The 15,938-nt window shown below is 68.8% G+C and carries 13 protein-coding genes and 1 pseudogene; 12 read left to right on the plus strand and 2 right to left on the minus strand.

The window, feature by feature from the left end:
• Positions 1-183: 183 nt before the first annotated feature.
• On the minus strand, positions 184-1,224 hold the full coding sequence (locus AB0I51_RS40970; protein WP_362983469.1) for an IS3 family transposase: 1,041 nt from the start codon (positions 1,222-1,224) through the stop codon (positions 184-186).
• 102 nt (positions 1,225-1,326) lie between these two features.
• Positions 1,327-2,043: a TetR/AcrR family transcriptional regulator gene (locus AB0I51_RS40975; RefSeq protein WP_362983470.1), complete on the minus strand. Its 717-nt coding sequence runs from the start codon at positions 2,041-2,043 to the stop codon at positions 1,327-1,329.
• Positions 2,044-2,558: 515 nt separating this feature from the next.
• Here AB0I51_RS40975 and AB0I51_RS40980 point away from each other — a divergent pair.
• From AB0I51_RS40980 to AB0I51_RS41035, 12 genes and pseudogenes are all read left to right on the plus strand, one after another.
• A complete protein-coding gene (locus AB0I51_RS40980; RefSeq protein WP_362983471.1) occupies positions 2,559-4,049 on the plus strand; it encodes a long-chain fatty acid--CoA ligase in 1,491 nt (496 codons plus the stop codon).
• A gap of 51 nt (positions 4,050-4,100) precedes the next feature.
• Positions 4,101-5,324 (plus strand): acyl-CoA dehydrogenase family protein, encoded by a 1,224-nt coding sequence (locus AB0I51_RS40985; RefSeq protein WP_362983472.1) that lies wholly within the window; start codon positions 4,101-4,103, stop codon positions 5,322-5,324.
• A 189-nt stretch (positions 5,325-5,513) separates the two neighbouring features.
• Positions 5,514-6,251 carry an alpha/beta hydrolase gene (locus AB0I51_RS40990; protein ID WP_362983473.1) on the plus strand — a complete coding sequence of 246 codons (738 nt, stop codon included), beginning with the start codon at positions 5,514-5,516 and terminating at the stop codon, positions 6,249-6,251.
• 182 nt (positions 6,252-6,433) lie between these two features.
• Positions 6,434-7,654: a serine hydrolase domain-containing protein gene (locus AB0I51_RS40995; protein WP_362983474.1), complete on the plus strand. Its 1,221-nt coding sequence runs from the start codon at positions 6,434-6,436 to the stop codon at positions 7,652-7,654.
• Between the two features lie 43 nt (positions 7,655-7,697).
• Positions 7,698-8,465, plus strand: a complete 768-nt coding sequence (gene fabG, locus AB0I51_RS41000) for a 3-oxoacyl-ACP reductase FabG (RefSeq protein ID WP_362983475.1) — start codon at positions 7,698-7,700, stop codon at positions 8,463-8,465.
• Between the two features lie 7 nt (positions 8,466-8,472).
• Positions 8,473-8,925, plus strand: coding sequence for a MaoC family dehydratase (locus AB0I51_RS41005; RefSeq protein ID WP_362983476.1), 453 nt, complete (start codon positions 8,473-8,475; stop codon positions 8,923-8,925).
• On the plus strand, positions 8,925-10,118 hold the full coding sequence (locus AB0I51_RS41010; protein ID WP_362983477.1) for an acyl-CoA dehydrogenase family protein: 1,194 nt from the start codon (positions 8,925-8,927) through the stop codon (positions 10,116-10,118). The genes AB0I51_RS41005 and AB0I51_RS41010 overlap by 1 nt, the downstream gene beginning before the upstream one ends.
• A complete protein-coding gene (locus tag AB0I51_RS41015) occupies positions 10,115-11,224 on the plus strand; it encodes an acyl-CoA dehydrogenase family protein (protein WP_362983478.1) in 1,110 nt (369 codons plus the stop codon). The genes AB0I51_RS41010 and AB0I51_RS41015 overlap by 4 nt, the downstream gene beginning before the upstream one ends.
• Positions 11,225-11,396: 172 nt before the next feature.
• On the plus strand, positions 11,397-12,605 hold the full coding sequence (locus tag AB0I51_RS41020; RefSeq protein ID WP_362983479.1) for an acetyl-CoA C-acyltransferase: 1,209 nt from the start codon (positions 11,397-11,399) through the stop codon (positions 12,603-12,605).
• Positions 12,602-13,423, plus strand: coding sequence for an enoyl-CoA hydratase-related protein (locus AB0I51_RS41025; protein WP_362983480.1), 822 nt, complete (start codon positions 12,602-12,604; stop codon positions 13,421-13,423). The genes AB0I51_RS41020 and AB0I51_RS41025 overlap by 4 nt, the downstream gene beginning before the upstream one ends.
• Positions 13,424-13,485: 62 nt before the next feature.
• Positions 13,486-14,256 (plus strand): SDR family oxidoreductase, encoded by a 771-nt coding sequence (locus tag AB0I51_RS41030; RefSeq protein ID WP_362983481.1) that lies wholly within the window; start codon positions 13,486-13,488, stop codon positions 14,254-14,256.
• A 100-nt stretch (positions 14,257-14,356) separates the two neighbouring features.
• Positions 14,357-15,891: pseudogene (locus AB0I51_RS41035) on the plus strand (ISL3 family transposase).
• The last annotated feature ends 47 nt before the right edge of the window (positions 15,892-15,938 follow it).

The following is a 15,938-nucleotide window of genomic DNA, read 5'->3' on the forward strand; positions in this document are numbered from 1 at the left end:
CCGGAAGTGGCGGTCAGCGCGAGACCGCCGGTCGGGCGGGAGGACAGGACTGTGACGAGCGCCTGGTGGAGCAGGCTCCTATTCGGTCGCTGCCCGTGCGGCCGGCGGCCCTCATGGAGCCCGCCGCGGAAGTGACCGACAATCAACAGCCAGGACACCCGAAGGGTCAGTCGTAAGCAAGAGTCAGGCCCCTGCTGCGGCGGTGGTCCCATCCTCACAGTCGTAAGCGTCGCCGACCGACCCGATCGAGGCCGCGATCAGAGTCGAGTCCAGGTGTTGCGACGACCGATTGATTCCGCCTTGCGACCCGGCATCGGAGTGGTGGACCAACTCGCCCGGGAGGGGCGGACGACCGTCTCGGTCGCGCTGCCACAGGCCCATGTCCAGGGCATCCAGGACGAGTTGGGTCTGTTTCGACAGCGACGCGGACCAGCCGACGACGCGGCGGGAGAAGGTGTCCACGATGAAGGCGACACAGACGACGCCTGCCCAGGCGGCGACGTGCGTGAAGTCGGCGACCCAGGTCCGGTTCGGCGCCGGTACGACGAACTCGCGGTCGAACAGGTCCGGGGCCCTGGCCGCAGCCGGGTCCGGCATGGTCGTGATGACCTTCTTGCCGTCGACGGCGCCGGCGATGCCGATCTCCCGCATCAGACGCTCGACCGTGCACCGGGCCACTTTCTGGCCCTGGCGGTTCAGCTGCCGCCAGACCTTCCTCGCGCCATAGACGCGGTAGTCGGCTTCGTAGACCTCGACCTCCTCGATCTGTTCCTTGAGCCCCTCGTCCCGCACGGACCGCGGCGAGGGCGCCAACCGGCGTTTCTTGCAGGCGCAGTAGGTGGAAGGGGCGATCTTGCAGCCGTGCTGGGTGAGCACGCGACAGATCGGCTCGACACCGCCGAAGTGGTCCCGGTGCTCGTCGATGAACGCTACGAGCGCGTGTGTGGCCGGTCGAGCTCGGCCGCAAAGAAACTCGCCGGCGCCTTCAAGATCTCGTTCACCCGCCTGAGTTCGGCGATTTCCCTTTTCATCGCCTTGACCTGCGTGGACTCCTCTGTCGTCGTCCCCGGCCGGGCTCCGTTGTCGATCTGGTCCTGGCGGACCCGCTTGCGCAGCGTCTCGGTCGTCCCGATCCCCAGCTTGGCGGCGACCGCCTTCATCGCGGACCACTCGGCGTCGTACTCGGGCCGCACCTCGGCGACCATGCGGACCGCACGTTTGCACAGCTCAAGGGGGTAAGGGGAAGGGCGTGCCATGACTCGATCCTCTCAAATGATCGAGTCCCTACCGAACCCGGAACGGTTCAGTGTCCGAATGCCTGGCGAATCACGTGTTGCGGAGCTCGATTCGCTCCTCTCCCGGTGCTCCGGCGAGGATCTCGTCGACGGTCTGGGTGGGGGGCTCGGTCGGCGCGCGCAGGTTGAGAGCGTTGTACCAGAGCCGGTTGAGATTCGTCACCAGCCGCTCGAACGGGATGTCGTGGCCGTAGACGTACACCAGGTAGGCCATCCGGCTCATCATCGCGGACAGGGCCAGTGAGCCGATCTCCGGATCCACGTCGCTGTCCGCCTTGCCCTGCTCCTGGAGTTTGCGGATGAGGCGCGCATTGCGCTCGGCGAAGGCCATGCTGCGCCCGAGCCGTATGGCGCGGAACCGCTCGTCGATCTGGGATACCTGTTCCAGTACGGCCATCAGGCGGGCGTTGTGCTCATATCTCTGGAGGTACTCGCGGTTGGCCAGGTCGATCAGGATCCGGGGGTCGTCGACGCCGGAGTGCTCGCGCACATGTGGATGCACCATCTCCTCCTGGACCCGCTCGACGACGGCGGCGAAGATCTCGTCCTTGCTGTCGAAGTAGGTGTAGAAGGATCCCGACGCGGCGCCGGCGGTCCGTGCGATGTCGCTGATCTTGGCGTCGAGGAAACCGTCCCGCTCGAACACCTCGCGCGCCGCGACCACCAGCGCGTCGCGGGTACGGATTCCCCGCTGGGTGCGCGGGGCGGGCCGCCTGGGTGTGCTGTCGGTGGTTTCTCCGGCCGGCACTGGCTGTCCTCTCCTCGGCTGCGAAGCCTCACGCTATTGAATCCGGCGCCGAAATCAAATGGCTGCCGGATGCCACTGGAGTTGAACTCCGGTTCGACTTTAGCGTTCTCCGGCAAGACGGCGCAGCCGCGTGGTGATCATGTCGGACGTCAGGACGCGCGAACTGAGCAGCACCGCTCTGGCGGTGTCACAGGGGCAGCGTCCTGTCGCCCGGGACGAGGAGCCTCGGCCCCTTGCGAGCCCCCGGGAAGGCGCTCGCCCGGGCGAGGGGTGACCGTCGGTGATGCGGGCCTAGCCGGGATCTACGCTGCCTTCGCCGCCCAGGTTGTTCCGCCCGCCCCCGGACCTGGGCATCGTCGAGGGAAAGCTGGACGGCAGGGGCGGTGGGCGGTGTCGCCCCTGGGATAGGGAGTGGCCGCGCTCCTGGGGTGGATCTCCTGGGCGGTCCCTTATTGAATCCGACGTCAAGTTCAATTACTGTCAGGTCACCCGCCACCCCTCGACGAGGAGGGCTCATGCCGAATGCAGCCGACGCCATCTGGCGTCACGCCGACGAACGCCCGGACGCCGTGGCCCTGCGGGCCCGTGGGCGGGTCTGGACGTATGCCGAGCTACGTGACCACGTCGCGGCCTACGCCGGCGCCCTGCGGGCCGAGGGCGTCCGGCCGGGGGAACGTCTGCTCCTGATCGCGCCGACCGGACCCGAGTTCGTCGTTGTCGCCGGCGCCGCCCACACGGCAGGCGCTGTTCTCATCACCCTGAACACCATGGCAACCGCGTCCGAGGTCGGATACGCCCTCGACGACTCCGGCGCCCGGCTGGTCGTGGCCTGGTACGAGACGGCCGAAGCGGCCCGCAAGGCGGCCGGTGAGCGCGGACTGCCGTTCCTGATGCTGCGGCACGACGCACAGGTGAGCGAGGGCGAGCCGCTGCCCGAGCCCGTCGAGCGCCGCGCGGACGACACGGCTCTGCTGCTCTACACCTCCGGAACGACCGGTCGGCCCAAGGGAGTCGAGCTCAGCATCACCAACCTGGCCTTCACCGCCGAGGCGTTCGGGCAGCAGTTGACCCTCACCCCGGCCGACCGCTTCGCCACCGCCCTGCCCCTCTTCCATGTCTTCGGCCAGGCGGTCTGCCTCAACGGCACGCTCACCGCGGGAGCTTCGATCTCCCTGCTCTCGCCGTTCGAGCCGAACGCCATGCTGCGCATGGTCCGCGACGACCAAGTGACCCTCATAGCAGGCGTACCGACTATGTGGAACGCGATGCTGCACGCCGACGGGGACTTCGGCCCCGACGACTTCGCCGACCTGCGCCTCGCGGGCTCCGGCGGCGCCTCGCTGCCCGGCGAGGTGATCCGCGAGTTCCAGAAGCGCTTCGGCTGCACGATCCTCGAGGGCTACGGACTCACCGAGTCCACCGGCGCAGGCGCGTTCAACTCGCCCTATCACGGGCCGCGTACGGGCTCGGTCGGACCGGCGCTGCCTGGCACCGGCATCGAGGTCCGGGACCCGGCCGGTGAGGTCCTGCCGCCCGGCGAGGTCGGCGAGGTGTACCTCACCGGCCCCCACATCATGAAGGGCTACTGGAACCGGCCCGAGGCCACCGCCGCGGACCTGCCCGACGGCCGGCTGAGGACCGGCGACCTGGGGCGCCTTGACGAGGACGGTTTCCTCTACATCGTCGACCGGCTCAAGGACCTGGTCATCCGCGGGGGTTACAACGTCTACCCGCGCGAGGTCGAGGAGGTCCTCTACGGCCACCCCGACATCGTGGAGGCCGCCGTGATCGGCGTGCCGCATCCGCACTACGGCGAGGAGGTCGCCGCCGTGGTGACCCTGCGGCCCGGCGCAGCCCTCACCGCCGAGGACCTGCGAGCCTGGGCCAAAGAACGGCTGTCCGCCTACAAGGTCCCCCATCTCGTGCAGTTCGTGGACGCGTTGCCCAAGGGGAGCACCGGCAAGATCCTCAAACGAGCCCTCGACTGGGACGCACTCGTCGGCTGACCTCGCCCGATCTCCGCACACCCCGCATTCCGAACCGACGAAGGAGCCCCCGTGTGGGAACTCTCTGACAGGGCGAAGCGCTACCAAGAAGACCTGCTCGCCTTCATGGACGAGCGCGTCTACCCCGCCGAACCGGTCTACTGGGCCCAGATGGCGGCGTCCCCCGATCCGCACCACTACCCGCCGATCGTCGAGGAACTGAAGACCGAGGCGAAGAAGCGCGGCCTGTGGAACCTCTTCCACCCCCACCCGGAGTGGGGCCCCGGCCTGAGCAACCTGGAGTACGCCCCGCTCGCCGAGATCATGGGACGCAGCCTGCACATCGCTCCCGAGGCGACCAACTGCAATGCCCCCGACACCGGCAACATGGAGGTGCTGACCCTCTTCGGCACCGATGAGCACAAGGAGAAGTGGCTCAAGCCGCTGCTCGCCGGCAAGATCGCCTCCTCGTTCGCGATGACCGAGCCCGCGGTGGCCAGCTCGGACGCCACCAACATCGAACTGCGGATGGAGCGCGACGGGGACGGTTACGTCCTCAACGGCCGCAAGTGGTGGACGTCCAACGCCCTCCACAAGAACTGCAAAGTGCTCATCGTCATGGGCAAGACCGACCCGGACGCGCCCAGGCACCGCCGGCAGTCGATGATGGTCGTCCCCCTGGACACCCCCGGCGTCACCGTGATGCGCAGCTTGCCGCTCTTCGGCTACCAGGACCGCGAGGGCCACGGCGAGCTGCTCTTCGAGAACGTGCGGGTGCCCAGGACCGCGCTGCTCGCCGGTGAGGGAGACGGCTTCATGATCGGCCAGGCCCGGTTGGGCCCCGGCCGGATCCATCACTGCATGCGCTCCATCGGCGCCGCCGAACGAGCCCTCGACCTGATGATCGACCGCGCCCAGTCGCGCGTCACCTTCGGCGAGCCGCTGGCCAACCGGGCCAACATCCAGGACTGGATCGCCGAGGCCCGGGTGGAGATCGAGATGGCCCGCCTGCTGACCCTGAAGGCCGCCTACCTGATGGACACCGTCGGCAACCGCGAGGCGCGAATCGAGATCGCCGCGATCAAGGTGGCCGTACCGCAGATGGCGCTGAAGGTGATCGACCGCGCCATCCAGGTGCACGGGGCGGGCGGCCTCAGCGACGACTTCCCGCTCGCCGACATGTACGCCCAGCAGCGCACCCTGCGCTTCGCCGACGGCCCGGACGAGGTGCACAAGCGGACCCTCGCGCACATGGAGCTGCGCCGCCGCGATCCCCAGTGGGGCCGGACCGCCTGAGACGGCATGCGACAGGCGTCCAGCCACGAGGAAGGAAAGGCCACTATGAGTGTGCAACTGCTCGTCACTCGCGGTGTGATGAGAATACTCAAACCGCGGATCACACGGACGAGTCTGGAGCGGGCGAAGAAGGACATCGTCCCCTCGCCTGCAAACGGTATCGCGGGTGAGGAGGTCAGAATCGATGACGTGCGTTGTGTCTGGCTGGCCCGGGAGCAGGCATCCGCGGGTGTCGTGGTCTACGTCCACGGGGGTGCCTACGTCACGGGACCGGCGAAGGTTCACTGGCAGTGGCTCGACGCGACGGTCAGGGCCACCGGTATGGCCGGCCTGCTCGTGGACTACGGCCTGGCGCCTCAGCGCCCCTACCCTCACGGACTTGACGACGTCATGGCCGTCCTCGCGTCGTTGCGCGGCGATGGCGTCGCGCCGTTGGTGATCGCCGGTGACAGCGCGGGGGGCGGACTGGCGGCCGCGGTGTGTCTGAGGTTGCGGGACGAGGGCCTGCCTCTTCCAAGTGCCGCGCTGCTGATCTCTCCCTGGGTCGACATCACGATGACCGACCCCCGTGGTGCCGAACTGCAGAAGCGGGACTGCATGCTCTCGGTCCGCATGCTGGACATGGCAGCGGCTTCCTATGCCGGTGAGCACGACCGGAAGCATCCCTACCTCTCACCGCTGTTCGGGGACATGGCCGGACTGCCACCGACGCTGGTTCACATGGGGACGCGGGAGATGTTCGTCCCCGAGGACAGCGACTTCGTGCGGCGCTGCCGCGACGCGGGTGTCGTCGTTTCCCTGATCGAGACACCCGGTGGCTGCCACGCATCGGCCGTCGCCGTTGCCTGGCTTCCCGAGGCACGAGCGGTTCATGAGCAGATGGTCGAGTTCGTGCGCCGGCACGTCGCCCCGAGACAGGTGGGATAGCCGCGCTGCCGGGTTCGCCGCACGTCGAACCGTCGCCCCAGTCCACCTTCGCGGTGTCTCTCCCGAGCCGAGAGAGCCGCTTCCTTCACTCTCCCACCCAGAAGCCGCGGCCCGAACGGGCGCGCATACGGGGCAGCCGAACACGCGCTGTCCGTCACGGAGCACCAGCCAAGGACTCGCCCATGAACATCACCTCCGACCCGGCAGACCTCGGGTTCGACGCCAACCGCCTCGCCCGCATCGACAAGCACTTCGCCAAATACGTCGACGATGGACGCCTGGCAGGCTGGCAGCTCGCCGTCACTCGCAGGGACGAGCTGGCGCACTTCGCGTCCTACGGCCTGCGCGACAAGGAAGCCGGGCTGCCGGTGGAGTCCGACACGATCTGGCGGATCGCGTCCATGACCAAGCCGATCACGTCGGTCGCAGCCATGGCCCTATGGGAAGAGGGCGTCTTCCAGCTGACCGACCCGATCAGCAAGTGGATCCCGTCCTTCGCCGACGTCCGGGTCTACGACAAGGGCTCGGCCGAGGCCCCGCGCACAGTGCCCGCCCTCGAACCGATCCGGGTGTGGCACCTGCTCAGTCACACCTCGGGCGTGACCGCCGGCTTCATGTACACCTCCGTCGTCGACGCTCTCTACCGGCAGGCCGAGGCCGACTTCGGCAGCAGGACCGACGGCTCGCTGGAGGCCGCGGTCGAGGAGTGGGCGTCGCTCCCACTCCTGTTCCAGCCGGGCACGGCCTGGGGGTACGGCATGTCAACGGACGTCCTCGGCCGGCTCATCGAGATCTGGACCGGGGAGAAGCTCGACAAGGCCATGGCCAACCTCGTCCTCGACCCGCTCGGAATGGTCGACAGCGTGTGGTACGCCGACGAGAGCCGCGTCGACAGGCTCGCCGCCGTCTACGCGCGCGACCCCGCGACGGGCTCGGCCGTCAGGTCGGATGCCGTGGGCGCGGCGGCACTGCAGCCGCCGGCGATGTTCTCCGGTGGTGGCGGACTTCTCGGCACGACCGCCGACTACCTGCGCTTCACGCGGATGCTCGAACGCGGCGGAGAACTCGACGGCGCCCGCATACTGGCGCCCCGCACCGTGCGCCTGATGGCGAGCAACCACCTCGACGGAGACCTCGCCAGCCAGTCGACCGGCGGCTTCACCGAGTACGTCTTCGACGGCGTGGGCTTCGGGCTCGGCTTCGCGACCTCGCTCGAACCGTCCAGGCAGCGCAATCACTCGAGCGCCGGCGAATTCTACTGGGGCGGGGCCGGCAGCACGGTGTTCTGGGTCGACCCCGTGGAACGCGTCACGGCGGTCTTCATGACCCAACTGGTGCCCGCCGGCACGCATCCCATCAACGCCGAGTTCCGCCAGCTCGTCTACAGCGCCCTGGTCGACTGACCGACGGCGTCACGGATCGTCCCGAGCCACACTGAGGAGAGACATGACAGACCCCACCAGTGGGACCCGCACGGCGCTCGTCACCGGCGCCGCCCGCGGCATCGGCGCCGCAGTCGCCGAACGACTGGCCGCCGACGGGTTCGCCGTGGCCGTGATCGACCTTGACGAGGCGGCGTGCAAGCCGGTGGTCGAGGTCGTCGAGAAGGCCGGTGGCCGGGCCATTGCCGTAAGTATGGACGTCGCCGACGAGGCCGCGGTGAAAGCGGGAGTGGAACGGGTCGTCGCGGAACTCGGACCGCCGACGGTCGTGGTGAACAACGCCGGAGTCATCCGGGACAACCTGCTCTTCAAGATGTCTACACAGGACTGGGACACGGTTATGGGCGTGCACCTGCGGGGTTCCTTCCTGGTGACGCGTGCCTGCCAGGGCTACATGACGCAGGTCGGATGGGGCAGGATCGTCAACCTGTCAAGCACTTCGGCACTCGGCAGCCGCGGGCAGGCGAACTACGCCGCGGCGAAGGCAGGGCTCCAGGGCTTCACCAAGACGCTCGCGATCGAACTCGGCAAGTTCGGCGTCACCGCGAACGCCATCGCACCGGGCTTCATCGAGACCGAGATGACCATGGCCACCGCCCAGCGGATGGGGATGTCGTTCGAGACTCTCAGGGCCCAGGTCGTCCAGGAGATTCCCGTCGCCCGTGGCGGTGTTCCCGAAGACATCGCCCACACCGTGTCGTTCTTCGTCAGCGAGGGCGCCGGATACGTCTCCGGCCAGGTGCTGTACGTCGCCGGCGGCCCGAAGGACTGAGGACCTGATGAAGATCTTCCACGGAATCGAGGAGCTGGAGAAGGCGGCCGGGACGCATCTCGGCTGGTCGGACTGGCATCCCGTGCCCCAGGAGCAGGTGGACCTGTTCGCCGAGGCCACCGGCGACCACCAGTGGATTCACGTCGACCTCGAGCGGGCGAAGAACGGCCCGTTCTGCACGACCATCGCGCACGGCTACCTGACCCTTTCGCTCCTGCCCCGGCTCGTCGAGGAGGTGTACACCGTCGAAGGGCTGCGCATGGCCGTCAACTACGGCACCGACAAGGTGCGGTTCCCCTCTCCGGTGCCCGTGGGCTCCCGGATACGGGCCGGCGTCGAGCTGATCCGGCTGGCCGAGACACCTGCCGGGCGCCTGTCGACGGCGCGCGTGACCATCGAGCGCGAGGGCGGCGACAAACCCGCCTGCGTGGCCGAGGCACTCGGGCTGCTGGTGCCGTGATGACCGATCCGCTTTCGAACAGGGCAGCCCTGCGCCGGCGCGTCGTGGACTTCCTCGCCCACCACGATCCCCGCACCACCGACCGGCTCGACTTCCTCAGGGCCAGATACGACGCCGGACTGGCCTGGGTCTGGTTCCCGGAAGGGCACGGCGGGCTCGGACTGCCGCGCTCCCTGCAGCCGGAGGTCGACGGACCGTTCGACGAGGCCGGCTCGCCGGACAACAACCGTCACGCCAACGGGATCGGCCTAGGTATGGCGGCGCCGACGATTCTGCGGTTCGGCACCGAGGAGCAGAAGCAGCGGTTCCTGCGACCACTGTGGACGGGCGAGGAACTCTGGTGCCAGTTGTTCAGTGAGCCCGGGGCCGGGTCCGACCTGGCCGCGGTGGCGACGCGCGCGGTCCGCGAGGGTGACGAGTGGGTCGTCAACGGCCAGAAGGTGTGGACCTCGGGCGCACACATCGCCCGGTTCGCGATCCTGATCGCCCGCACGCACCCGGACCTGCCCAAACATCAGGGCTTGACCTACTTCCTGTGCGACATGACCGACCCCGGCGTCGACGTCAGGCCGCTCCGGCAGATCACCGGCGAGGCCGAGTTCAACGAGGTCTTCCTCACCGACGTACGGATCCCCGACAGCCGGCGGCTCGGTGCCGAAGGCCAGGGCTGGCAGATCGCCAACGCCACGCTCAACAACGAGCGGGTGGCCATCGGCGGCGGACTGTCACCGCGCGAGGACGGCATGGTCGGTGTCGTCGCCCGTACCTGGCGTGAGCACCCGGACCGTCGTACTCCGGAGTTGCACGACCGGCTGCTCTCCTTGTGGTTGGAGGCGGAAGTGGCCCGGCTCGCCGCGCTGCGGCTGGGCCAGAAGCTGGAACAGGGCCAGCCGGGCCCCGAGGGTGCCGCCATGAAGCTGACCTTCGCCCGCCTCGCCCAGCAACTCAGCGGGCTGGAGCTTGAGTTGCTCGGCGAGGCGGGCCTGCGCTACGACGACTGGACCCTGCGCAGGCCGGAGACCGTCAGCCTGGTCGGCCGCGAGGCGGGCTACCGCTATCTGCGCGCGAAGGGCAACTCGATCGAGGGCGGGACCTCCGAGATCCTGCGCAACATCGTCGCCGAACGGGTGCTCGGCCTGCCCGCCGAGCACCGTGTCGACAAGGACCTTCCCTGGAAGGAGCTCGCCCGATGAGCGAAGCCGACCTGCTCGACACCGACGTCGAGGTGCAACTGCGGGCCACGGTGCGCGGCATGCTGGCGGATCGCTGCACACCTCGTGCGGTGGCGGCGATGTATGACGGCGACCGTTCGATCGTCGACCCGCTGTGGAAGACGCTGGCCGCCGACCTGGGCCTGGCCGGGCTGCTGGTACCCGAGCGCGACGGCGGAGCAGGCGCCTCGGCCCGTGAGACCGCGGTCGTCGTCGAGGAACTGGGGCGTGCAATCGCGCCGGTCCCGTTCCTCACCAGCGCGGTGATCGCCACGTCCGTACTGCTCGGCTTCGGCACCACGCTCCTCACCGACCTCGCCTCCGGCGAGTGCACGGCCGCCCTCGTCGTACCGCTGTCCCTCGCTCCCGCCGACACCCTGCCCGCGTTCGGGCGCGACGCCGACGGTGGTGCGGCCGGAACCATGACCAGCGTGGCCGGCGCGTTGGAAGCCGATGTCCTGCTCGTCCCCGTGCACGCGGGGGAGAGGGTCGAGGTGGTCGCGGTCCCGGCGAGCGAGGCGCGGATCGAACCGGTGGTGTCACTGGACCAGAGCCGCCAGCTCGCCGACGTGACCCTCGACGGTGTCGCCGGGACGATCGTGGTGCCGGCGGAGACAGGGGACGGCGCGGTGCGCCGTGGCCTGGCAGCCGGCGCCGCGCTGCTCGCCTCCGAACAGATCGGCATCGCCCGCTGGTGCCTCGAAACCAGCGTCGACCACCTCAAGGAGCGTCGTCAGTTCGGTCGTGTCGTCGGTGGCTTCCAGGCGCTCAAGCACCGGCTGGCCGATCTCTACACGTCCGTGGAGTCGGGTGCCGCCGCGGCGCGTTACGCCTCGGTCACCGCCGCCGCGGACGATCCGGACGCCGTGCTCGCGAACGCCGTGGCCCAGGCCTTCTGCAGCAACCTCGCGGTGCACGCCGCCGAGGAGGCCGTACAACTGCACGGTGGCATCGGCATGACCTGGGAGCACCCCGCCCACCTCTACCTGAAGCGTGCCAAGGCCGACCAGATCGCGCTGGGCACGCCCGGCGCCCACCGGCGCCGGCTCACCACGCTGGTTCGCCTGCCCGCCGCCGAGGTGACCTGATGCAGGGCACCAGGGGTTCCGGCCCGGTGTAGCTGGCACGGCACATCGCGGCCGCCCCAGGTCATGCGGACCCGGGCCCACCACCTTCACGACGGTCACAACTCACGTGGCGCGAGCCCAGCCCGAGGCCGTCGGTCGACCGCAACCCGACTTCAACATGGAATGAGGAACCATGACGATGCGAGAGGCTGTCGTCGTCTCGACGGCGCGCACCCCCATCGGCAAGGCCTACCGAGGTGCCTTCAACGACACCCAGGCGCAGGACCTGGCCGGACACGCCATCCGGCACGCGGTGTCCCGCGCCGGAATCACGGGCGCCGAGGTGGAGGACGTCATCATGGGCGCCGCCATCCAGCAGGGCACCACCGGGTTCAACATCGCCCGTCAGGCCGCCCTGCGCGCCGGACTGCCCGACACCGTCGCGGGCATGTCGGTCGACCGTCAGTGCGCCTCCGGGCTCATGGCGATCGCGACCGCCGCGAAGCAGATCGTCCACGACGGAATGGACGTCACGATCGGTGGCGGCGTCGAGTCGGTCTCGCTGGCGCAGAACGACAAGATGAACACCTACCGCGCGCAGGCCCCGTGGCTGGTCAAGCACCATCCAGACCTCTACCTGCCGATGGTACAGACCGCCGAGATCGTCGCGGAGCGCTACGGGGTCACCCGGGAGCGCCAGGACGAGTTCGCGCTCCTGTCGCAACAGCGCATCGCTGCCGCCCAGGCCGCCGGGAGGTTCGACACCGAGATCGTCCCGCTGCCGACGACCAGACTGGTCGTCGACAAGGCGACAGGCGCCGCGAGTACGGAGGAGGTCACCCTCGCCCGCGACGAGGGAAACCGCCCGTCCACCACTCTTGAGAGTCTGTTTGGCCTGAAGCCGGTCCTGCCCGACGGCCAGGTCACCGGGCACTCCACCATCACCGCCGGCAACGCCTCCCAGCTGTCCGACGGAGCGTCGGCATGCGTACTCATGGAAGCGCAGGTCGCCCGTGCACGGGGACTGCGGCCGCTGGGCACGTACCGCGGCCTGGCGGTAGCCGGCTGCAAGCCCGAAGAGATGGGCATCGGCCCCGTCCTCGCGATCCCCAAGCTCCTCAAGCAGCACGGCCTCACCATCGCCGACATCGGCCTGTGGGAGCTCAACGAGGCCTTCGCCTCGCAGGCGGTGTACTGCCGGGACGCGCTCGGCATCGACCCGGAGAAGTACAACGTCAACGGCGGAGGCATCTCGGTCGGCCACCCCTACGGCATGACCGGGTCCCGCCTGGTCGGCCACGCGCTGATCGAGGGCCGTCGCCGTGGCGTGGAACTCGTCGTCGTCACCATGTGTGTCGGCGGCGGCATGGGCGCCGCGGGGCTCTTCGAGGTGACCTCATGAGTGAGGTCGTTGGCGAGATCAGTGAAGGCGTCGGCACCATCACACTCAACCGGCCGGAACGGCGCAACGCCCTCTCGGTGGCGATGGCCGCCGGGCTTGTCGCCGAGTTGAGGGCGATGGAGGCCTCCCGCGAAGTGGGCGCCATCGTCCTCACCGGAGCCGGCGGCGCCTTCTGTTCCGGGGGCGAGGTCCAGGACTTCCACGTGCAGGGTGGGCAGGGGGCAGGCGCCGCCGAGGTCGACCAGGCCGCCGTCGAGGAACAGCGCCGACAGCAGGAGGAGACGGTCGGCCGCATCTACCGCTGCCGCAAGCCTGTCCTCGCCTCGATCCCCGGCGCGGTCGCCGGAGCCGGCATGGGACTCGCTCTCGCCGCGGACCTGCGCATCGGCTCGCCACGAACAATCTTCGCCACCGCCTTCGGCGCCGTCGGACTGGCCGGCGACTTCGGCGTCGCATGGCTGCTCCACCAGCTGGTCGGGCCCGCCAAGACGCGAGAACTGATGTTCCTCAACCCCCGGATCCGCGGCGAAGAATGTCTCACCCTGGGGCTGGTCAACTGGATGGTCCCCGAGGACGAGCTGCAGCAGCGCACCCACGAGATCGCCACCCGGCTCGCCAGGGGCGCCTCGCACGCGCTCAAGGAAATGAAGCAGAACCTGCTCCGCGCGCCGCACGAGGATCTCACGGCGTCGATGCACGCGGAGGTGTCGCTGCACAAGGCCACCGGACTGACCCGGGACCATGTGGCGGCGGTCAAGGCGTTCGTCAACAAGGAGACACCCGTCTTCCCCCTCGGCTGGCACGAGGAGCTGACGTGAGCATCCCGGCTCCTCGCCCCGCACGGGCCGACAACCCACCCCACCCCCTTCCGAGGAACGGCATGCACATCGAGACACTCTTCTCCCTCGAAGGGCGAACCGCGCTGGTCACGGGCGGTTCCCGCGGTATCGGCAGAATGATTGCCGAGGGATACCTCCGAAGTGGCGTGCGCACCTACATAACCGCCCGCAAAGCCGACGCCTGCGACGCGGCCGCTAAGGACCTCTCGCAGTACGGACACTGCGTCTCCCTGCCCGCCGACGTCTCGACACCGACGGGCATCCAGGACCTGACGAACCGCTACCGAGAGCACGAGAGCTCACTCGACATCCTGGTGAACAATGCCGGAGCCGCCTGGGGTGCGCCGTTCGACGACTTTCCGGAGTCAGGGTGGGACAAGGTGATGGACGTCAACGTCAAGACGCCGTTCTTCCTCACGCAGGCGCTCAAGAGCGACCTGATGGCTGCCGCCGACGGCCATCTGGCCAAGGTGATCAACATCGCCTCTATCGACGGGATCTCGCTCAACCCACAGGAGACCTACTCCTACCAGGCCTCCAAGGCGGCCCTGATCCAGCTCACGCGCCGGATGGCGCTACGGCTCATCGAGGACGGCATCGCGGTGTCCGCGATTGCGCCCGGCGCCTTCGCATCCGACATGAACAAGGACGCGCGAGACCACGCCGACGAGCTCGGCAGTGTCATCCCGTCGGGCCGGATAGGCGAGCCGGCGGACATCGCAGGGACCGCGATTTACCTTGCCTCCCGCGCGGGCGACTATGTCGTCGGCTCCACGCTCGCCCTCGACGGTGGCATCACCCATGCTCGCTGAACCGGCCGTCCGATGGGCACGTGGGACTGTAAATCATCGTTCGGCCCTGTCTCACATTCGGTGGTGACGGAGAGTTGTAAGGGTCGTTGACCTTCATGTGATGGATGTCAACGAGCTTGTGCAGACGGTGTTTTCAGGGCTGTCCCCGCTGGTCATCGAGGATGTTGTCGACGAGGGTGAGCGGGTCGTGGTGCGGGCACGGACTCCGCAGGACATGGCGCCGTGTCCGGTGTGCGGGGTGTCGTCGGGGCGGGTGCACGGCTACCACTGGCGGACGGTGGCTGACGTGCCGGTCGACGGACGGCGGGTGGTGGTCCGTGTGCGAGTGCGACGCCTGGTGTGCCCCACCCGCGGCTGCCGACATACACCTTCCGCGAGCAGGTGCCCGGAGTCCTGGACCGATACCAGCGACGCACCACCCGCCTGAGCAGGCAGGTCAAGGCGGTGGTCAAGGAGTTAGCGGGCCGGGCGGGGGCACGTTTGCTGGCGATACTCGTGGCGGGCGACTCGCGTCACACGGCTGTGCGCACCCTGCTGCGGATCTTGCTGCCCGCCGGGCGGACGCCCCGCGTGATCGGCGTCGACGACTTCGCGCTGCGCCGGCGGCACCGCTACGCCACCGTGATCATCGATGTCGAGACCCACGAGCGGATCGACGTGCTGCCCGATCGCACGGCCGGCACCCTGGAAGCATGGCTGCGCGAGCATCCGGGCATCGAGGTCGTGTGCCGGGACGGCTCCGCGACCTACGCCGAGGCCATCCGCCGGGCCCTGCCCCATGCGACGCAAGTCGGCGATCGGTGGCATCTGTAGCACAATCTGTGCGAAGCTGCTCTGAGCGAGGTCAAGGCGCACAGCACCTGCTGGGCCACCGTACTGGACGCGCCGATCTACGCCGGGCCCCGCGCCCAGACCACCCTCGAGCGCTGGCACCAGGTCCACGGCCTGCTCGACCAGGGCGTCGGCCTGCTCGAATGCGCCCGCCGCCTGGAACTGGCCCTGAACACCGTCAAACGCCATGCCCGCGCCGACCGGCCCGAGCGGATGCTCCGCGTCCCCAAGTACCGCGCTAGCCTCGTCGACCCCTACCGCGAACACCTGCGCAAACGCCGGACCGAGGACCCCGGCGTCCCCGTCAAGCACCTCTTCGACGAGATCAAAGCACTCGGCTTCACGGGCTGCCTGAACCTCCTGCACAAGTACATCAACCAAGGCCGCGCGGACGCCGACCGCAGCCACATCTCACCGCGCAGGCTCTCCCGAATGCTGCTGACCAGACCCGACAACCTCAAGACCGAGCAACACGAGCTCCTGGCCAAGCTCACATCCGCCTGCCCCGAGATGACCCAACTGGCCGCAGGCATCCGCGACTTCACCCCGCTCCTTGCACCGCACGCCGACAACGCCGACGCACTCTCGCGCTGGATCGTCCAGGTCCGCGGCGCCGACCTGCCCCACCTGCATGCCTTCACCCGAGGCCTGGAACGAGACCACGACGCCGTAAACGCCGCCCTCACACTTCCCTACAGCAACGGCCCCACCGAGGGTGTCAACACCAAGACCAAGCGGATCGCGCGCCAGATGCACGGACGAGCAGGCTTCACCCTGCTTCGCCATCGCATCCTCCTCGGATAGCAGCACGCTCCGTCACCACCGAATGTGAGACAGGGCCGTTGATGATT

Source organism: Streptomyces sp. NPDC050549 (genome assembly GCF_040655035.1).
Taxonomy (GTDB): Bacteria; Actinomycetota; Actinomycetes; order Streptomycetales; family Streptomycetaceae; genus Streptomyces.

What these genes read in the sequence shown, in the direction of transcription:
- AB0I51_RS40995 (WP_362983474.1), top strand. Translation starts at nt 6,434, where the DNA reads ATGAACATCACCTCCGACCCGGCAGACCTCGGGTTCGACGCCAACCGC.
- AB0I51_RS40980 (WP_362983471.1), top strand. Translation starts at nt 2,559, where the DNA reads ATGCCGAATGCAGCCGACGCCATCTGGCGTCACGCCGACGAACGCCCG.
- AB0I51_RS41010 (WP_362983477.1), top strand. Translation starts at nt 8,925, where the DNA reads ATGACCGATCCGCTTTCGAACAGGGCAGCCCTGCGCCGGCGCGTCGTG.
- AB0I51_RS41030 (WP_362983481.1), top strand. Translation starts at nt 13,486, where the DNA reads ATGCACATCGAGACACTCTTCTCCCTCGAAGGGCGAACCGCGCTGGTC.
- fabG (WP_362983475.1), top strand. Translation starts at nt 7,698, where the DNA reads ATGACAGACCCCACCAGTGGGACCCGCACGGCGCTCGTCACCGGCGCC.
- AB0I51_RS41020 (WP_362983479.1), top strand. Translation starts at nt 11,397, where the DNA reads ATGACGATGCGAGAGGCTGTCGTCGTCTCGACGGCGCGCACCCCCATC.
- AB0I51_RS41005 (WP_362983476.1), top strand. Translation starts at nt 8,473, where the DNA reads ATGAAGATCTTCCACGGAATCGAGGAGCTGGAGAAGGCGGCCGGGACG.
- AB0I51_RS41025 (WP_362983480.1), top strand. Translation starts at nt 12,602, where the DNA reads ATGAGTGAGGTCGTTGGCGAGATCAGTGAAGGCGTCGGCACCATCACA.
- AB0I51_RS41015 (WP_362983478.1), top strand. Translation starts at nt 10,115, where the DNA reads ATGAGCGAAGCCGACCTGCTCGACACCGACGTCGAGGTGCAACTGCGG.